General features: G+C 44.7%; 13 protein-coding genes. 5 read left to right on the forward strand and 8 right to left on the reverse strand.

Translation table 11 applies throughout. The features are described from left to right. Nucleotides 1–147 precede the first annotated feature (147 nt). The gene (locus tag K1X61_11145) at nt 148–2,598 is read left to right on the forward strand and encodes a carbohydrate binding family 9 domain-containing protein (GenBank protein MBX7109193.1); all 2,451 of its coding nucleotides are present in this window, start codon (nt 148–150) and stop codon (nt 2,596–2,598) included. Nucleotides 2,599–2,736: 138 nt separating this feature from the next. Here K1X61_11145 and K1X61_11150 read toward each other — a convergent pair whose 3' ends face one another. The 4 genes from K1X61_11150 to K1X61_11165 all read right to left on the reverse strand — a co-directional run bounded on the left by K1X61_11150 (nt 2,737) and on the right by K1X61_11165 (nt 9,110). Then, nucleotides 2,737–3,675, reverse strand: a complete 939-nt coding sequence (locus K1X61_11150; protein MBX7109194.1) for a proline iminopeptidase-family hydrolase — start codon at nt 3,673–3,675, stop codon at nt 2,737–2,739. Nucleotides 3,676–3,911: 236 nt separating this feature from the next. Continuing rightward, nucleotides 3,912–4,799, reverse strand: a complete 888-nt coding sequence (locus K1X61_11155; GenBank protein ID MBX7109195.1) for a transglutaminase-like domain-containing protein — start codon at nt 4,797–4,799, stop codon at nt 3,912–3,914. A gap of 18 nt (nt 4,800–4,817) precedes the next feature. Next, the gene (gene topA / locus K1X61_11160) at nt 4,818–7,193 is read right to left on the reverse strand and encodes a type I DNA topoisomerase (GenBank protein MBX7109196.1); all 2,376 of its coding nucleotides are present in this window, start codon (nt 7,191–7,193) and stop codon (nt 4,818–4,820) included. A 564-nt stretch (nt 7,194–7,757) separates the two neighbouring features. Further along, complete coding sequence (locus K1X61_11165; GenBank protein MBX7109197.1) at nt 7,758–9,110, reverse strand: saccharopine dehydrogenase NADP-binding domain-containing protein; 1,353 nt, start codon at nt 9,108–9,110, stop codon at nt 7,758–7,760. 96 nt (nt 9,111–9,206) lie between these two features. Here K1X61_11165 and K1X61_11170 point away from each other — a divergent pair, with 96 nt between their 5' ends. The 4 genes from K1X61_11170 to rocD all read left to right on the forward strand — a co-directional run bounded on the left by K1X61_11170 (nt 9,207) and on the right by rocD (nt 12,589). Continuing rightward, nucleotides 9,207–9,695, forward strand: coding sequence for a cytidine deaminase (locus tag K1X61_11170; GenBank protein MBX7109198.1), 489 nt, complete (start codon nt 9,207–9,209; stop codon nt 9,693–9,695). A gap of 98 nt (nt 9,696–9,793) precedes the next feature. Further along, nucleotides 9,794–10,411, forward strand: a complete 618-nt coding sequence (locus K1X61_11175; GenBank protein MBX7109199.1) for a hypothetical protein — start codon at nt 9,794–9,796, stop codon at nt 10,409–10,411. A 20-nt stretch (nt 10,412–10,431) separates the two neighbouring features. Further along, entirely contained in the window at nt 10,432–11,208 is a 777-nt protein-coding gene (locus K1X61_11180) for a hypothetical protein (GenBank protein MBX7109200.1), read from the forward strand. 163 nt (nt 11,209–11,371) lie between these two features. Continuing rightward, nucleotides 11,372–12,589, forward strand: a complete 1,218-nt coding sequence (gene rocD / locus K1X61_11185; protein ID MBX7109201.1) for an ornithine--oxo-acid transaminase — start codon at nt 11,372–11,374, stop codon at nt 12,587–12,589. A gap of 128 nt (nt 12,590–12,717) precedes the next feature. Here the strand turns inward: rocD and K1X61_11190 are convergent, their stop codons facing one another. The 4 genes from K1X61_11190 to K1X61_11205 form a co-directional block, all read right to left on the reverse strand. Next, entirely contained in the window at nt 12,718–13,122 is a 405-nt protein-coding gene (locus K1X61_11190; GenBank protein MBX7109202.1) for a hypothetical protein, read from the reverse strand. Nucleotides 13,123–13,348: 226 nt separating this feature from the next. Beyond that, nucleotides 13,349–14,482: a beta-lactamase family protein gene (locus tag K1X61_11195; GenBank protein MBX7109203.1), complete on the reverse strand. Its 1,134-nt coding sequence runs from the start codon at nt 14,480–14,482 to the stop codon at nt 13,349–13,351. Further along, a complete protein-coding gene (lipB, locus tag K1X61_11200) occupies nt 14,479–15,240 on the reverse strand; it encodes a lipoyl(octanoyl) transferase LipB (GenBank protein MBX7109204.1) in 762 nt (253 codons plus the stop codon). Before lipB ends, K1X61_11195 begins: the two co-directional genes overlap by 4 nt. Before the next feature lie 178 nt (nt 15,241–15,418). Beyond that, complete coding sequence (locus tag K1X61_11205; protein ID MBX7109205.1) at nt 15,419–16,399, reverse strand: bifunctional phosphoglucose/phosphomannose isomerase; 981 nt, start codon at nt 16,397–16,399, stop codon at nt 15,419–15,421. Nucleotides 16,400–16,429 lie beyond the last annotated feature (30 nt).

The raw sequence follows: 16,429 nt of genomic DNA on the forward strand, positions 1-16,429 counted from the left end.
GCAATTGGTCTATGCAAAATTTTGCTTGGTCTAAAATAATTCCATCAACACACAGTTTGCATTTCCTTTACGTTAAACTGCCTTTCAGAACAGGATTTTCTCCGGCATTTCTTCCTGCATCATGAAATCGTCATTAAAAGCTGCCCGATGAAGTATTTACTGTACCTGACCTGGTTTTTATTAGCTGCAGCAGTGGCAAAAGCTGATAAGGTATCTATGCCGGCCATTCGCTCAGCAACAGCACCGAAAATTGATGGTAACCTGAATGATGCATGCTGGCAAAATATACCGGTGGTTTCCAACTTCATCACGCTCGCTCCAGAATACGGAAAACCCGAAAGTCAAAAAACTGAAGTAAGGGTAACCTATGATGATCAGGCTATTTATATCGGCGCTTACATGTACGATAATCAGCCGTCACTCATTAAACGGCAGCTTTCTCAACGCGATGCAACGGATGCTCTCGCTGATAATTTCATTGTCGGCTTCGATACATATGATGACGGATTGAATGGTTACCGGTTTCTCGTGACGGCAGCTGGCGTGCAGCTCGATGAAAAAGGTTCTCCATCCAATGCCCATGATGTAAGCTGGGATGCAGTTTGGCAAAGTGCCGTTGATATAAAAAATGACGGATGGGTGTGCGAGATCAAAATCCCCTACTCTGCGATCCGTTTTCCTTCAAAGTCAATTCAGGATTGGGGCATGCAGTTTGGCCGCAACATCACCCGTGAAGGTGAGCTCGATTTATGGAGCCCCGTGGATCCGAAAGTGGCCGGCATCATTAACCAATGGGGCAAACTGAAAGGCCTTGAAAATATAAAACCGCCGCTCCGGCTTTCGTTTTCGCCGTACCTTACTGCCGGTTACCAGGTTACGCCCATAAGCTACGATCCTGTTGAGTATGCATCCAATAGTATACTCAGTGGCGGCATGGATGTCAAATACGGTGTGAATGAAAGTTTCACGCTTGATGCAACCCTTATCCCTGATTTCGGGCAGGTACAATCTGACAATGTTGTACTCAACATTTCACCGTTTGAAACCAAGTTTGATGAGAAGAGGCCTTTCTTTACAGAAGGAACTGAATTATTTAACCAGGACAACAGGGGCAGCACGTCGCAACTTTTTTATTCGCGGCGCATCGGTGGCACACCGCTTCATTACTATGAGGCGGGGAATGAAGTGCAGGATGGTGAAACACTGATCAGTAATCCTTCGGAAACAAAACTGTACAATGCCACCAAATTTTCAGGAAGAAACAATCATGGATTAGGCATCGGCATCTTAAATGCTGTGACACGCGCCACCTTTGCGGAAATAAAAAATGATGAAACCGGTGAAGTGCGCAAGGTGGAGACAAACCCGCTATCAAACTACAGTGTAATCGTTTTCGATCAGACTTTGAAAAATAATTCAAAGCTCAGCTTTGAAAACACCAACGTAATGCGCAGCGGCAGTGCACCCGACGCCAATGTCGGATCCGTTCATTATGATATCAGGAACAAGGCCAACTCGCTTGAAGCAGTCGGCTTCGGCAACCTGAGCATGCTGTTTGATGAAGGAAAAAACCCAACAACTGGCGGCTATTACCAGGTAAACCTGAATCAGACAAAAGGCAAATTCAATCCATGGTTTTCGCATGAACTGATAACCGATCACTATGATCAGAACGACCTCGGCATATTATTTTACAACAACCAGATGACGAATGGCGCCGGTTTCAACTATAATAACCAGGAACTGAAGAAAGGGCCATTCTATAACGTCGGCGGCTGGTTCGGGCTGAATTATAAAACTCTGGTGAAACCATTGGTGTATGAAGAATGGGAAACCAACGGCGGGGCTTATGTAACATTTAAAAGCTTGTGGAGCGGAGGCGTTAATTTCTATTCAAAACCTTTCTGGTACTACGATTATTACGAACCAAGAGTGGAAGGGAGAAAATACTATCATAACCCTTTTGCCTACAGCAGCGCCTGGATTAATTCAGACTATCGCAAAAAAATAATGGTGAGTGTCTCTGCCGGATATGGCGATGCGCCTGGAGCCGGAAATCCATTTTTTGACGGATCTATTGCTCCTACTGTTACTGTGAACGATCATTTCTCATTAAGTTATGAGTTGTACCTCAGCAGTGATCATGGAACCGAAAGCTTCGTCACCTTTGATGATGAAGACAATATCATCTTCGGGAGCCGCAATACCGCAACGGTTTCGAATAATCTCCGGTTGCGGTACACCTTTAATCCGAAAATGAATATCTCTTTCAGGGCACGTTACTATTGGAGTAAGGTAAACTGGACTGAATATTATTTATTGAATGAAGACGGCACACTGGGGGAAACAGATTATACCGGCAATAATGACATCAATTTTAACGTGTTTAATATTGATGCTGTGTATGCCTGGGAGTTTGCACCGGGCAGCTACCTCAATGTCATCTGGAAAAACAACATTCAGCAATATGATGACCTTGGCATGGATAAATATTTTGATAATGTTGCAAAAACTTTTGATACGCCACAAACCAACGGTCTCTCGATCAAGTTGATTTACTATCTTGATTATCTCTCACTCAGGAAGAAATCTGCTTAACCGTTCTGCGCTGTACGTTAATTGTCGACAGAAAAGAATCCTGATGAATCGCTTCCAAAAAATGAAATATCCGTTCCGGAATTAAACCTGTCTGCGCGTCATTTAATGCGAGGCATTGAGACCTCATCTGGTGCGGCCTTAAAAGCTTCCCTGCTGCACATCATTTAAGAATTGAATGATGCCCGGATAATAGTGCTGCTGATCATCCCACATAGCAAGATGGCTTCCTTCGGGACAATAAAGATACCGGCCATGTTGAACCAGCTTGCTCATCTCTTCCATCTCCTCCGGATTCATGGTATCATATTTCGCACCGACCATCAAAGTGGGAACATGAATATTATGAAGGTCATTCCACCGGTCCCAGTGCAACAGGCGGCCACCGGTTTTGAATTCACTCGGTCCCTGCATCATCACATAAACCGCAGCATTCACATGTTTGAAACTCCGCAGCACCGGATCAGGATTAGGGACGATCCGGCAGATATGCTGATCATAGTATTCTTTCTGCACCAGTTGCAGATAAACAGGATTTTGGTAGTCTCCGTTCTTTTCAAACACCTCCAGCGAATCCACCAGTGATTTGCGCATTTCACTCCTGAGTTTATTATTATACTGCTCATAACGGGGAATGCTCGCCACCATATTCGAAACAACCAATCCTTTCAGATTATCCTGGTATTTCAAAGCATATTCCATGGCCAGTATACCACCCCACGAATTCCCAAGAAGGTAGAAGTGATCCTTATCGAGGCCTAACCCTTTTCGTACCTGTTCCACTTCTTCCACAAAACGTGCGGTGGTCCATAAACTGCTGTCATCAGGCTGATCGCTGTAATAGGATCCCAACTGATCATATTCATAAAATTCTATACCCGCCTTCGGAAAAAAACTCTCAAAACACTCCATGTACTCATGCGTCATGGCGGGTCCGCCATGCAGCAGCAATACCTTAATCGGCCCGTTGCCAAAGCGTTTTGTCCAGACCTTGTATTTACCATCAATGGTTATCAGCTTAATACCGGCTGTTTGGATGCCGCTGTCTGCCACATCAAAGTAGCTGCATGAGGCAGACATATTCGCTCCTGAAGTGGTTGGTGCCTGTTGCCTGCAGGAAGCTGAAAACAGGAATAACCCGATTGCGATTGCGTGTAATATTTTCATGTTGGTGGATTTGTAATAAATGTAATGCTTTCCACGCAATGGTAACTGATGCCATTGTACATGATACACCGTTCTTCCGGTTATGCAATATTTTTTACCGGGCAGGTGCAAAGAGAAAAATCAAACCAGGAAAGGCGTAATGTAAATCGTCACACCTCCGTAAGCACTTCTTTCATTTTCGTCAGTTCCATCACTTTGTCGGCAACGCCCGCCAGTTCATAATCATGCAGGATGGAATTAACAAGTGCCAGGATGGTTTCGAGATTGGTACAAGGCAGATAGTGGGAAGGTTTTGGTGTAATATTCAGTTTCTTGAGAAACATCGTGATATCGTCGCGGGAGAAAATTATACCCTTGTTAAAAGGATTTATATAAAACAAAAGGCTGCTTTTTACCTTTTGCTCCGTCTCATCAGGTTCCATTAAATCTTTATGGAAGGATAAGACAAAATGTTGCGGGAGGTTTATACCATACACAGGCATCTTAATCTTATCGGCGAGAATCAGGTACAGCAACGAAAGCGAAACAGGATTCCCTTTCTTTGTTTCCAGTAAAATATTGAGGTAAGCATTCTGCGGATCATGAATATTAGAAGTATTACCCGAAAAACCATTGAGCTGGAATAATACATGGTTAAAAACATTCACCTGCTCCAGTGGCGTGAGGTTGTAATTCATCTCCAGCCAGATTTCCTTGCTGAGCTTTTCAATCTGCGCATTAATCTTTGCAATACTCAGGTCAGGGTACTGGTACCGCGCGATGATGATGGCCGCCTCCAGCAAATTATCCTGTCGCTTTTTGACCCAGCGTTTCAGGTCTTTCACCACTGTTTCAAACTGTATAAGATGAATCAGTTCTTCCAGCCTGTAATGCAGATCAGGGTTAAAAGTTTTCTCCCATGCAGCTTCTAACGAAGGAATGATGGCTGTTCCCAGCGCAATGAGCCTGTCTGTTACATGCCTGTACACCTCTTCATCAGGATCATCGAGGAGGTTGATGAGGGCACTCAGCTCATTTTCTTTCAGATGCGATTTCAAATGATGATCAGGACAAGTTTAACTTCCTTTACGTTTAAATCGGCCAAATGTTTTTTTCGGAGCATCCTTCGCTTTTTCAAGCAACTCCATGCAGTCATCCAGCGTAAGATCCTTTGGCTCCTTTCCGGCCGGAATTTTTGCGTTCAGCTTCCCGCTTTTTACATAAGGTCCCCATTTGCCTTCCAGTATGGATATCCCGTTCGCTTTAAATTCTTTGATGACACTGGAAGCTTTTGCCTTAATCAGTTCAATGGCTTCATCCAGGGTAATCGTCATCGGATCCTGGTCCTTCCGCAAGGAATAAAACTTCTTGTCATGCAACACATATGGACCGAACCTGCCTTCGCTCACAGTCACATCCTGGTTTTCATACTGGCCTGCTACACGTGGTAATTTGAATAGCTCCATCGCATCTTCGAAGGAAATGGTTTCCAGGTTCATGCCGCTCCGCAGTTTCGCATACCTTGGTTTCTCTTCATCATCCGTGCCGCCGATCTGTACCATCGGACCATACCTGCCCATACGCGCAATCACCTTGCGTCCGCTTTGCGGATCCGTTCCAAGATCCCGTTCTCCGGTTACGCGATCAGCATTTTCCAGTGTGTTTTCCACGTTTTTATGAAATGGTTTGTAAAAGTCATCAATCATCTCGTCCCACTTTTTCATACCATTACTGATATCATCAAACTCGCGCTCAATCTCGGCGGTGAATCCATAATCCATTACTGTCTGAAAATGCTGCATCAGGAAATCATTCACCATCATACCAATGTCGGTAGGAAACATTTTCGATTTCTCTGTTCCGAATGTTTCCGTATCCACCACCTTCGTAACCTCATCATTTTTCAGCTTCAGCATCCGGTATTCCCTGCGCATGCCTTCCTTGTCTTTCTTCTCCACATATCCTCTTTTCTGAATCGTACTGATCGTTGGCGCATAGGTGGATGGCCGGCCAATTCCCAATTCCTCCAGCTTTTTTACCAGCGAAGCTTCCGTGTAACGCGCTGCAGCGCGTGTAAACCTTTCTGTTGCATTCATCTCCACAAAATCCAATACCTGGCCGGGCTTTAACGGAGGCAAGGTGGTGGATTCTTCCACAGCGGAAGGCAACGGATCAGCCTGTGCTTCATCATCATCCGACTCCATGTACACCTTCAGAAAGCCATCAAACATCAGCACTTCACCACTTGCTGCCAGTTCTTCGTCCTTCATAGTTGATATGGAAATCTTTGCCGTAGTCTTCTCCAGCTGTGCATCACTCATCTGTGATGCAATGGTGCGTTTCCAGATAAGATTGTACAGCCGCTGCTCATCATTTTCTCCTTCAATATCTTTATGTTCGATATAAGATGGACGGATGGCTTCATGAGCTTCCTGCGCATTAGCGGTTTTCGTGGAATACTTTCTTTGCTGCGCGTACTGCTTGCCGTATGATTTCACGATTTCTTCCTGAATCAGTTGCAATGCCGTCTCCGACAGATTGGTAGAATCCGTCCTCATATAAGTAATCTTACCTGACTCATAAAGCCGTTGTGCAACAAGCATCGTCTTTGCAACGGAATAACCGAGCTTCCTGCTTGCTTCCTGCTGTAATGTGGAGGTGGTAAAGGGCGCTGAGGGTGACTTCTTTCCGGGCTTCACCTGCACATCGCGCACTGTATAATCGGCACCGCTGCAGGCTTTCAGAAAAGCTTCCGCATCCTTTTCTTTACTTTTATTTTTCGGAAGTTCGGCCTTGAAAGTTACGGCATTACCAAACTTATCTTTTGCCTTAAACAAGGCAATGATCTTATAACTGGATTCTGATACGAAGTTGTTGATTTCGCGTTCCCGCTCTACGATCAGCCGAACGGCAACAGATTGTACACGTCCGGCAGACAGTGACTTGGAATTGGAAATCTTTCGCCACAGAATCGGTGAAAGTTCAAAACCAACCAAACGATCCAGTATCCTGCGTGCCTGCTGTGCATTAACCATGTTCAGGTCGATGCTGCGCGGACTTTTCACCGCTTCGAGAATTGCCTGCTTAGTGATCTCATGAAATACAATACGCTTGGTATCTTTTACATCTAACCCGAGTGCCTGGCATAAATGCCAGGAGATGGCTTCCCCTTCACGGTCCTCATCTGTTGCCAGCCACACATCGCCTGCACCCTTAACAAGCCGCTTTAATTCTTTAACCACTTCCTTTTTTTCTGCACTCACCTCATAGGTCGGCTCATAACGGTTTGCCACGTTGATGGCTTTGTCCGATTTCGGCAAATCACGGATATGTCCATAGCTGGACTTTACAATAAAATCATTATCCAAAAATTTTTCCAGCGTTTTAGCTTTTGCGGGACTCTCCACAATCATCAAATGCTTACCGCCTTCTTTTACTTTCTTTTTTGCCATGCAGACACTGATAAGTAATAATTACAAAAAATCTCCATCCTCACTTTGGCGCAAAGTAAAAAGTTTAACTGTGAATATTCAAAATTTTTCTGTGCAGGTGATTGCATGTGATGAACAGGTCATCATCAGTCAATGCAAACATCGGAGACTGTTAATAATTGTATTGCAGAAGAAAATCAGGATCGCTTTTGCAGCATATTCAGTTTGCTGACCTGCCGGCATTTCCCTCACCGGCAGCGATCAGAAATCGTTGCGCCATACTCCATCGGCAATGCGTTCCCTTATCATCTCTTTGCTGCGGCAACGCTTACATTGCGGGTGTGAAAACATTTTTTTTACGATGTGCTGAGGACAGGCAATTAAACCACAACTTTGACACCGGTACCTGATGATGCGCGAGCCTGAAGTAAAAAATATTCCATGCTTCACAGCATGCTGTCCAGCTTCACAAAAATAAACCGTATTGTCTGCCATGATTGCTTATGTGTTTAGCCGTGAATCGTAATCACTGCATCCTGCAGCAAGTTGACAAAGATGAACTGCTCATCATTGAACCACATTGCATTAATGCTCCTTTTGCAGCGCTTTTTCTTCTCCGTCAAATGCAATGCCCAGTGAGCTGAGTTCTTTCAAAACAGGATTATAAACCTGTGACATTACAGGAATATGAACACCTGTCAGGAATATTTCAGATTGCAGCAGGAGCCTCACCATGATACCCATCGGCAAGCCCACTGTTTTAGCCATTGCCGTACGCTGCGCATCTTCTCCTTTCAGTACCATGGTGCTGATATGTTCATGCGATTTATCTTCCAGTGTATATTGTATTTCATGCCGCATCACAATCATATCATTATCGGTTGGCTGCATCTTCCATCTCCGCACCAGCAAGTCCTGCAATACTTCAGCAGGCGTACCGCTTTCAATGCCAATGTTATCATCGCTGAAGAGTCCCAGCCATTCCAGGCGGTGCAAAACAGCAGGTTCAAGATCCAGCAATTTCGCAACTTTTGATTTCACACTCCTGCCTTCCCACTTCGCCTTTTCCGGAAGATAGCAGTTAACCCAACCCGCATAGGTCATCTTTTTCAGACCATTTAGTGTATAGCTGTCATCCGTCAGGCCTAATTGCACGAGCGCATCCCAGGCTTCACAGTAACCTTCTTTGCGCAGTGTTGAACGCAAGATTGTCTCCACTCCCTCCAATCCGTATTTTGAAATATAGGACAGGGAATCACGATTCGGATATGATTCATATTTCCCTAATCCTTTGATCTTAAATTTTTCTGTATGGGAAAATAACCGATGGTATGGAACAAACTTCTGAACACCCCGATCGAGGTACTGTGCGGTGTTCTGACCTGCCAGCACTACATTTCTCGGATTCCAGGTAACTTTATAATGCCAGGGATTATCATCCGATTCCGGTGCCACCAGGCCGCCTGTTCCCGACTTGAACGATGTTATCCTGCCGCCTCTGCCCTGAATATCATGAATCAGCTGCATGGCACTCATGTGATCAATGCCCGGATCAAGCCCCATTTCACACATGAAGAGCAAGCCGGCCTTTTTCACCTCTTCATTCAGCAATTGCAGTTCGGGAGAAACATAAGATGCAGTGATCAGGTGCTTCTTACAGGACAGGCAATCCTTAGCAACAAGGATGTGAAGATGTGGCGGCAACATAGAGATAACAACATCATGTGCTTCAATCTCCGATTTTCTTTGCACTTCATCAAGGGCATCGAAGGCAATCGCGCGGCCCGCAGCATTGTTACCGACTTTATCGGCAGCGGCTTCCGCCGATTGATCACCTACGGAGACCGTTGCATTAAACTCCACAGCATGCGACAGCAAATAATCAATCAGCACTGTGGCAGAGCGACCGGCACCTAACAACAGGATTCTATTCATCATCAAAAAAAATTAACTTGCAAAAGTAATCAACCGGCAGGTGACCTTTTAGCAATCAACATAAAATGATTTTCACCTTTGCGATGCGAATAAACTGATATGAAGGAAACGCAACTGATCGTCGCTTATAAAGAACTGGAACATGCCGGTGAACTACCACCTGTCTTCCAGGAACTATTGCGGAAAGCCAAAGAAGCGGTGGGTGATGCCTATGCTCCATACTCCAATTTTTATGTAGGTGCCGCAGCGTTATTAGCAAATGGTGTGATGGTGAAAGGCAGTAACCAGGAGAATGCATCATCGCCGGTTGGCATCTGTGCCGAGAGAGTAACCTTATCCGCTGTTTCTGCAATGTATCCCGGCATTGCCATTGAAGCACTTGCCATTTCCGCAAAACCACTTAACCATACTTTGAACGAACCGGCGGCGCCTTGTGGCATTTGCCGGCAAACGATTGCTGAATATGAAGAGCGTTTTAAGAAAAACATACAGATAATTCTGCAGGGAGAATCAGGTAAAATTCTATGGCTGCAGTCCGCACAAATCCTGTTACCGTTTTCTTTTGGAAGAGATGACCTGAACCCTTGATCAACGCAGGCAACGTCTTTCCATAACCTGGCAACTTGCCATGAATGTTGTTTATCGGTTCTGATATGCCACGAAAAGAAGCTGCTGTTGCTTTTTGAATGCTCTGCCTGAGCCTGCTGCTGCTGTGGCTCTACAAATTTCCATTTCTCGGTTTAACTTACTTCTGGGATGAGAGTTGGTCATATGGCGTCGCTATCAATAAAGTGGCGGAAGGCACTCCCAGTCTCCTGCCCTCCAGCCTTTCTCCCGAACTCTCGCGCGGACATCCGCTCATGTACTATTTTATCAATGCGATTGTTGCCAAAACATTTGGGTTCTCACCTTTTGTAATGCATACCTTTTCGCTGCTTATCGCTTCCGCTTTCCTCATCGCATTTTTTTTCATGCTGCTTCGATTTTCAAACCCTGCATTCGCCTTGCTTGGTTCCCTCCTCCTATTGACACAGGAAGTTTTTATCGTACAATCGTCATTTATGCTGCCCGAGGTTTTTATCTCCTTACTGGTGATGACAACGATCTTTCTCCTGGTCACTGACCGCATTTTTCTTTACATCATCTCTGCTACTTTACTGGTTTTAACCAAAGAGTCGGGACTTGTGGTCGCTACCGCTACAGGAATCGTTTATGCCGTACAACTTCTCAGACAGCAGTACTCCGAGAAAAAGTATTCACTGACAACCCTGTTAAAAAAAGTCTGCCGGTATTTCTTCCCGTAATAACAGGAATTCTCTTTTACGTGATCCAGAAATTAACGTACGGCTGGTTCCTTTTTCCATTACATGTTCAGATGGCGGATTTCAGTTGGGCTAAGATCAGCAATCACTTGCTGGTGGTGTGGCTATTTGTTTTTTGGGGCTATGGGAGAGAGGAACTTTTTGTATTGGTGGCATTAACAGTTTGCCTGGTATCAATTTCCTGTTTGTGGCAGCATAAAAAATACAACAAGCAACTGTGGAAAGTTACGATAACGGCCTGCTTTGTTTTCTGCTGTTATACTGCTTTTACGGCCATCAACTTTATTTCTCTACGATACCTGATTCCACTCATTTCCCTGTTAATTTTCCTGGTAAGCATTTGGGGATATCATTTGTATTTGAAGGGATATAAGTTTACAGGCTTCTTGCTTGCTATATGCATCGCATTTGCATTCCACCATGATTTTACTTCGGAACCTACCTGGATGGATGATGTTTCCCTCAACTATGCAGATAATATTACCGTGCAACAAGCCGCAATCGGTTACATGGAAAGCACTTCAGTCAGAACTGCAAGCATCTGCACCAGCTATACGTTGTACTTTTTATTGACACACCCTGAACTTTCCGCACTTGACGGTCCAGCCTTTTCTAATGTAATGGGCGATACCTTGAACTACAATGCGGATTATTTCATCTTCTGTAATTATCCATTGATCGGAAGTTACTATGATGCAGTGAAATCGGATGAAGAATTTTATTCGGTCAAAAGATTTGAACATGGCAATGCCTGGTGCGAGATTTTTGCCCGGAAATAACATCAACCCGGTTCCGCCATGTGTTGCAGATCTTATAGCAGGTGTTTCATTTTAACGACGGGGTTTTATTTACCATTTACTTCCGGTAACTTCGCCAACCTGCAGCAGTGCGGATTATAAAGACTGTTTCATTCCAGATTAGTTCATCTACAAACGACAACACATGATTGAAACTTTAAAAGTCAATCACATCGAACTTGAAGAAAAATACGGTGCACACAACTATCATCCATTACCGGTGGTGTTGGCAAAAGGAAAAGGTGTTTTCGTATGGGACACTGATGGCAAGCGGTATTTTGATTTCCTTTCTGCCTATTCGGCCGTCAACCAGGGCCATTGTCATCCGCGTATTATAGATGCGTTAACGGAACAGGCGCAGCAACTCACGCTGACCTCCAGGGCATTCTATAATAACGTGCTCGGTGAATATGAGCAGTATGTTACCACGATGTTCGGCTATGATAAAGTGATGCCTGTAAATTCGGGCGCTGAAGCAGTGGAAACAGCACTCAAACTTTGCCGCAAGTGGGGACATAAAGTGAAAGGTATTGCGGAGGGCACGGCTAAAATTATTGTTTGCTCAGAAAATTTTCACGGCCGGACGATTGGCATCATTTCATTCTCCAGTGATCCGCCATCAAAAGACGGATTCGGGCCGTTGCTGCCGGGCTTTGTAACCGTGCCCTACAATAATCTGCCTGCACTGCATGAAGCCTTGCAGGATCCGTCGGTTGCCGGATTCCTGGTAGAACCTATACAGGGTGAAGCAGGTGTGCATGTGCCGGATGACGGTTACCTGGCCGGTGCATATAAAATGTGCAAGGAAAAAAATGTATTGTTTTTGGGTGATGAAATTCAAACCGGCCTTGCCCGCACCGGCAGAATGCTGTGCTGCGATTATGAAGATGTACATCCTGACATCTTAATACTTGGGAAAGCGCTTTCAGGCGGCGTGCTGCCGGTTTCTGCCGTGCTTGCCAATGATGAGATTATGCTCACTATAAAACCCGGAGAGCATGGCTCAACTTATGGCGGCAATCCGCTTGCCTGCAAAGTGGCCATCGCAGCCCTGGAAGTGATTAAGGATGAACAGCTGGCTGAACGTGCCTTTTACCTGGGAAATCTGCTGCGGGCAGCACTGAGCAGCATCAATACTGATGTTATTAAACTGGTGAGAGGAAAAGGATTATTAAATGCAATTGTGGTGCAACCCGGCAATGGAAAAGAAGCATGGGATCTCTGCCTGGCATTAAAGGATAACGGATTGCTTGCCAAGCCAACACATGGAGATAAAATCAGATTCGCCCCACCGTTGGTAATTACTGAAGAACAATTGATGGAATGCGTGGAGATCATACGGCGCACGGTAGCATCGTTTTGATGCGCAGTTGAATCGCAGTCTGTATACAAAACACTTTCAAAATTCAGGAATCGTCACCTGCATAAAATGTCAGGATTCACCTGCTGTAATCAAAAACTGAACACTTAAAGCTCAGGACTAACTACTCACTACTTTATCATCACCCCGCGTTTTCCAATCACCGGTATCTCCGTAAAATTATTTTCCACAATACTTTCCGTAACAAATACATAACGCTTGTCGAAGAGTGTGCCCTGGTACCAGAAGCTCACCCAAAATTCATTCGTGATGCCAAACAGGCGCTTGTCAATCCATTCCACTTTTACATATTGTCCTGCGCTTACATGTTCAAAAAACTGGCGGAGCGTGCTGGTCTTTATTTCCCTGCCTTCGAGGTTACCATAGCCCTGCGAACTGATCAGGACACCATCAATCCGGCCATTTTTCATATTGATGAGATACACGTTCCATTCTTCCAACCCTTTTTCATCGAGGTCAGGAATTACTGCCACTGCAACATCCTGCACTTTTTCAATCAAAATATCTTTAATCATCTTATTTACCTTTTCATAAACTGATTAAAATTAGAACATAAAAATCCGACAATCATTGCAATTGATGACGGATAATCATTTGCAAAATTCCGGGAGAAAATAAAACGAACAAGATTTATTCCCGGGCCTTTTTATAAAGCAATACCGAAAGCTCCATTGTTATGCACTTCCGCTAATGAGTGTTGCAGTGCAGTCGGCTTTGATTCCGGGGTCGCAATGCTCATCCTTAAAAAACGGCTATGGCCCAATCAACCATGTCATATACTTCGCGGTAGGCATTGAGCATTTTTGGTCCCCGCTGATGTCCGAGCCTGACGATAACCATGTGCTTATCCGGGATACAGATGATCCATTGTCCGTTCAGACCACGTGCATAAAAAATGTTTCCTCGCTCTGGCATGAGCCACCATTGATAGCCGTAATAATCAGTCACTTTGCCTGTTTCATCGGGTAAATTCACCGGCGAAAGCGATTGCTGCACATAACCGGCAGAAACAATTTGCGTACCGCGCCAGTTGCCATGATGCAGATACAGATCACCGATGCGCGCGAAATCACGTGCATTGGAATTAAAACAGCAATAAGCTTTTTCAATGCCTCCGTCATGATCGAGCGACCATAACGCATCCTGCTCCGCTCCGATCGGTTGCCATAATTTAAGAGAGGCATAGTCACTGATCGTTTGCCCGGTTGCAGCCTGCAATACCATCGATAACAACTGTGTATCGCCGCTGCGGTAGGCGAAGGTTTTGCCCGGTGCTCCGGTCAGCCGCAGTTCACTCATCTGTTGGTATAAAGAAGTTCCGTAGTATCCCTTTGTCGTCTGCGAGAGCAGTCCTGAATAGCTCTCGTCCCAATCGGTACTGCTGCTCATCATCAGCAGGTTCCTGATGGTCACCGATTTCATTGCAGGATCCATAAAATCCTTTATATAGTCTCCTATAGGATCATCGAGTGACCGGATGGCTCCTTCGTCCAATGCAATGCCTGTCAATATTCCAATAATTGATTTTGAACAGGAGAATGAATTCGATCGTGAAGATGCACTGTAGTGATCCCAATATTCTTCGTAACAGATTGAATCATTTTTCAAAACAACAAAAGCCACGGTTTTTATTGAATCCAATTCGTGGCGCAGCGCTGCCGGCGGCCTTATCTTATTGTAGTTTATGGCAAGCGGCCATGGTTGCGCTGCGCCAGCTTTCACGGTTCGATTGGAAAAGAGCAGATAGTCATCTATATCTGCATAGTTGTAAACGATCGCCTTATAGATGTAATTGTTACCCGTCAGCGTTGTGTACAGCAATACCAACGCCGCCATCAGTGGCAATGCAAGAAAGATCCATCTGCGGCGCCTCACCGTTTTTCATCTGTTAAACGCGCCTGGAAAACTGCCGCAAAATGAGACCGCAACTGTGCTTTAACAGTTTCGAAGTTCAATGGTTCGCCTAATTCCTTTTGCATGGAAGTGACACTTTTATCATAAATGCCACAAGGAATAATATGATTGAAGTAACCGAGATCAGTATTCACATTAAATGCGAAACCGTGCATCGTAACCCAGCGGCTGCAACGGACACCAATAGCACATATTTTCCTGGCGCGCGAAGGCTTTTCAGGATCAAGCCATACACCGGTTTCCCCCTTCGAGCGGCCTGCGGTGATGCCATATTCCTGTAAGGTGAGAATGACGGATTCTTCCAGCAGCCGAAGGTATTTTCCAATATCTGTAAAAAAATAATCGAGGTCAAGTATCGGGTAGCCGACGATTTGGCCCGGCCCATGATATGTGATATCGCCGCCACGGTTAATCCTGAAAAAAGTGATGCCTTTTTCACGCAACCCTTCCTCATTGATCAGCAGGTTACTCATTGAACCGCTTTTACCCAGTGTATAAACATGCGGATGCTCGCAAAAAAGAAGAAAATGCCTCGGCTGAAAATCAGGATCAGGATGACTCCGCTGTGCAATCTTTCCTTTTATGATGCCGGAGAATAAAGCCTCCTGGTAATCCCAGGCTTCTTTATATCCGATAATGCCAAGGTCACGGAATTCAACATCCTGCAAGGCAGGATGATTTATGCTATGGATTTCTGTTATTGCTTTATCGCTTTGCATCTGTTATATGAATTTATCTGATCGGCACATTTGGATTCACTCTGTGTAAGGATTTCTTTGGACTCCCTGCAGAACAGTTAACCACATAAAATAATTCATCCGTTCTCCTGCCCTTATAAAAACATCCCCGCCTGTTTACTGAAAGCAAGCGGGGATGAGATCACAACAAAAACCAATTTTAATTTGCCAGTTCAGCTTTAAGATATTCAATCACATTTACTTCAACGGGATCCACCTTCCTGATTTCAGCAAGGTAATAAGAAACCCAATCACCAAGATGAATCAGGTACAATGCCTTTTCGATGATGCTGTCGCCTTTCGAATACACTTCAATAATGTTGGGAGTGTATTGAGAGATGATATTCTTTGCGATGTTCATCCTTTGCTGTATCCTGGGATAATCGGTATCATTTCTCAGTAAAACCACCGCATATTTACCGGATGCCCTCCAGCCTACCAGTTCATTATGATTCATTTCAGGAATTACATGGTGCCAGCACAATACTTTTGAATTTTCATTTAATTGCTGTCTCCACCGCATTGCCACTGCCTCCATACTGGCAGCACTGTAAATCACTGTCATTTTCTTATTCATTTTCCTGGCAATGGACTTTGCCAGTTTCATAATGCGTTTCTCCTCTTTGTTCAAGTGTGCGATAGCTTCCTGTATTCCCACTATGAAGCCATCATCAATCAGGTTATAATAAGAGAGAATAAACAACTGCTGCATGAAAGAATAAGCCAGGCAAGCACGTGGTGGCATGCCTCCTGGAATAGTGACATAGTCAAGTCCGGCGGTTTTGGCAATAGACATCATGGAGCCACCGGAAGTGACACAAACGATCTTACAGTTTTTCTTAATGCCGTCTTCCATGGCATGCAATGTTTCTTCTGTATTCCCAGAATAAGAAGAAGCGATCAGCAAGGTATGTTCATCTGCAAACTCGGGAAGCAGGTAATCCTTACAAACAATGAATGGCAGTTTCATCTTTTCAGATATCAATTCCGCCACGAGGTGAGCTCCGATACCGGAACCGCCGAGCCCGGCAACAACAACATTGCGAATCTCTTTGTGCCGTGGCGATAACTTTATTTTCCGGCCGATTTCTATGGCCTCTGCCATCTGCTTTGTAAAATTTGCGATCAGGTTATCCATCATAATTTATTATTTTTAGTTACAATTTCCGAA

Source organism: Chitinophagales bacterium (assembly GCA_019694975.1).
In the GTDB taxonomy this organism is placed as follows: Bacteria; Bacteroidota; Bacteroidia; order Chitinophagales; family UBA10324; genus JACCZZ01.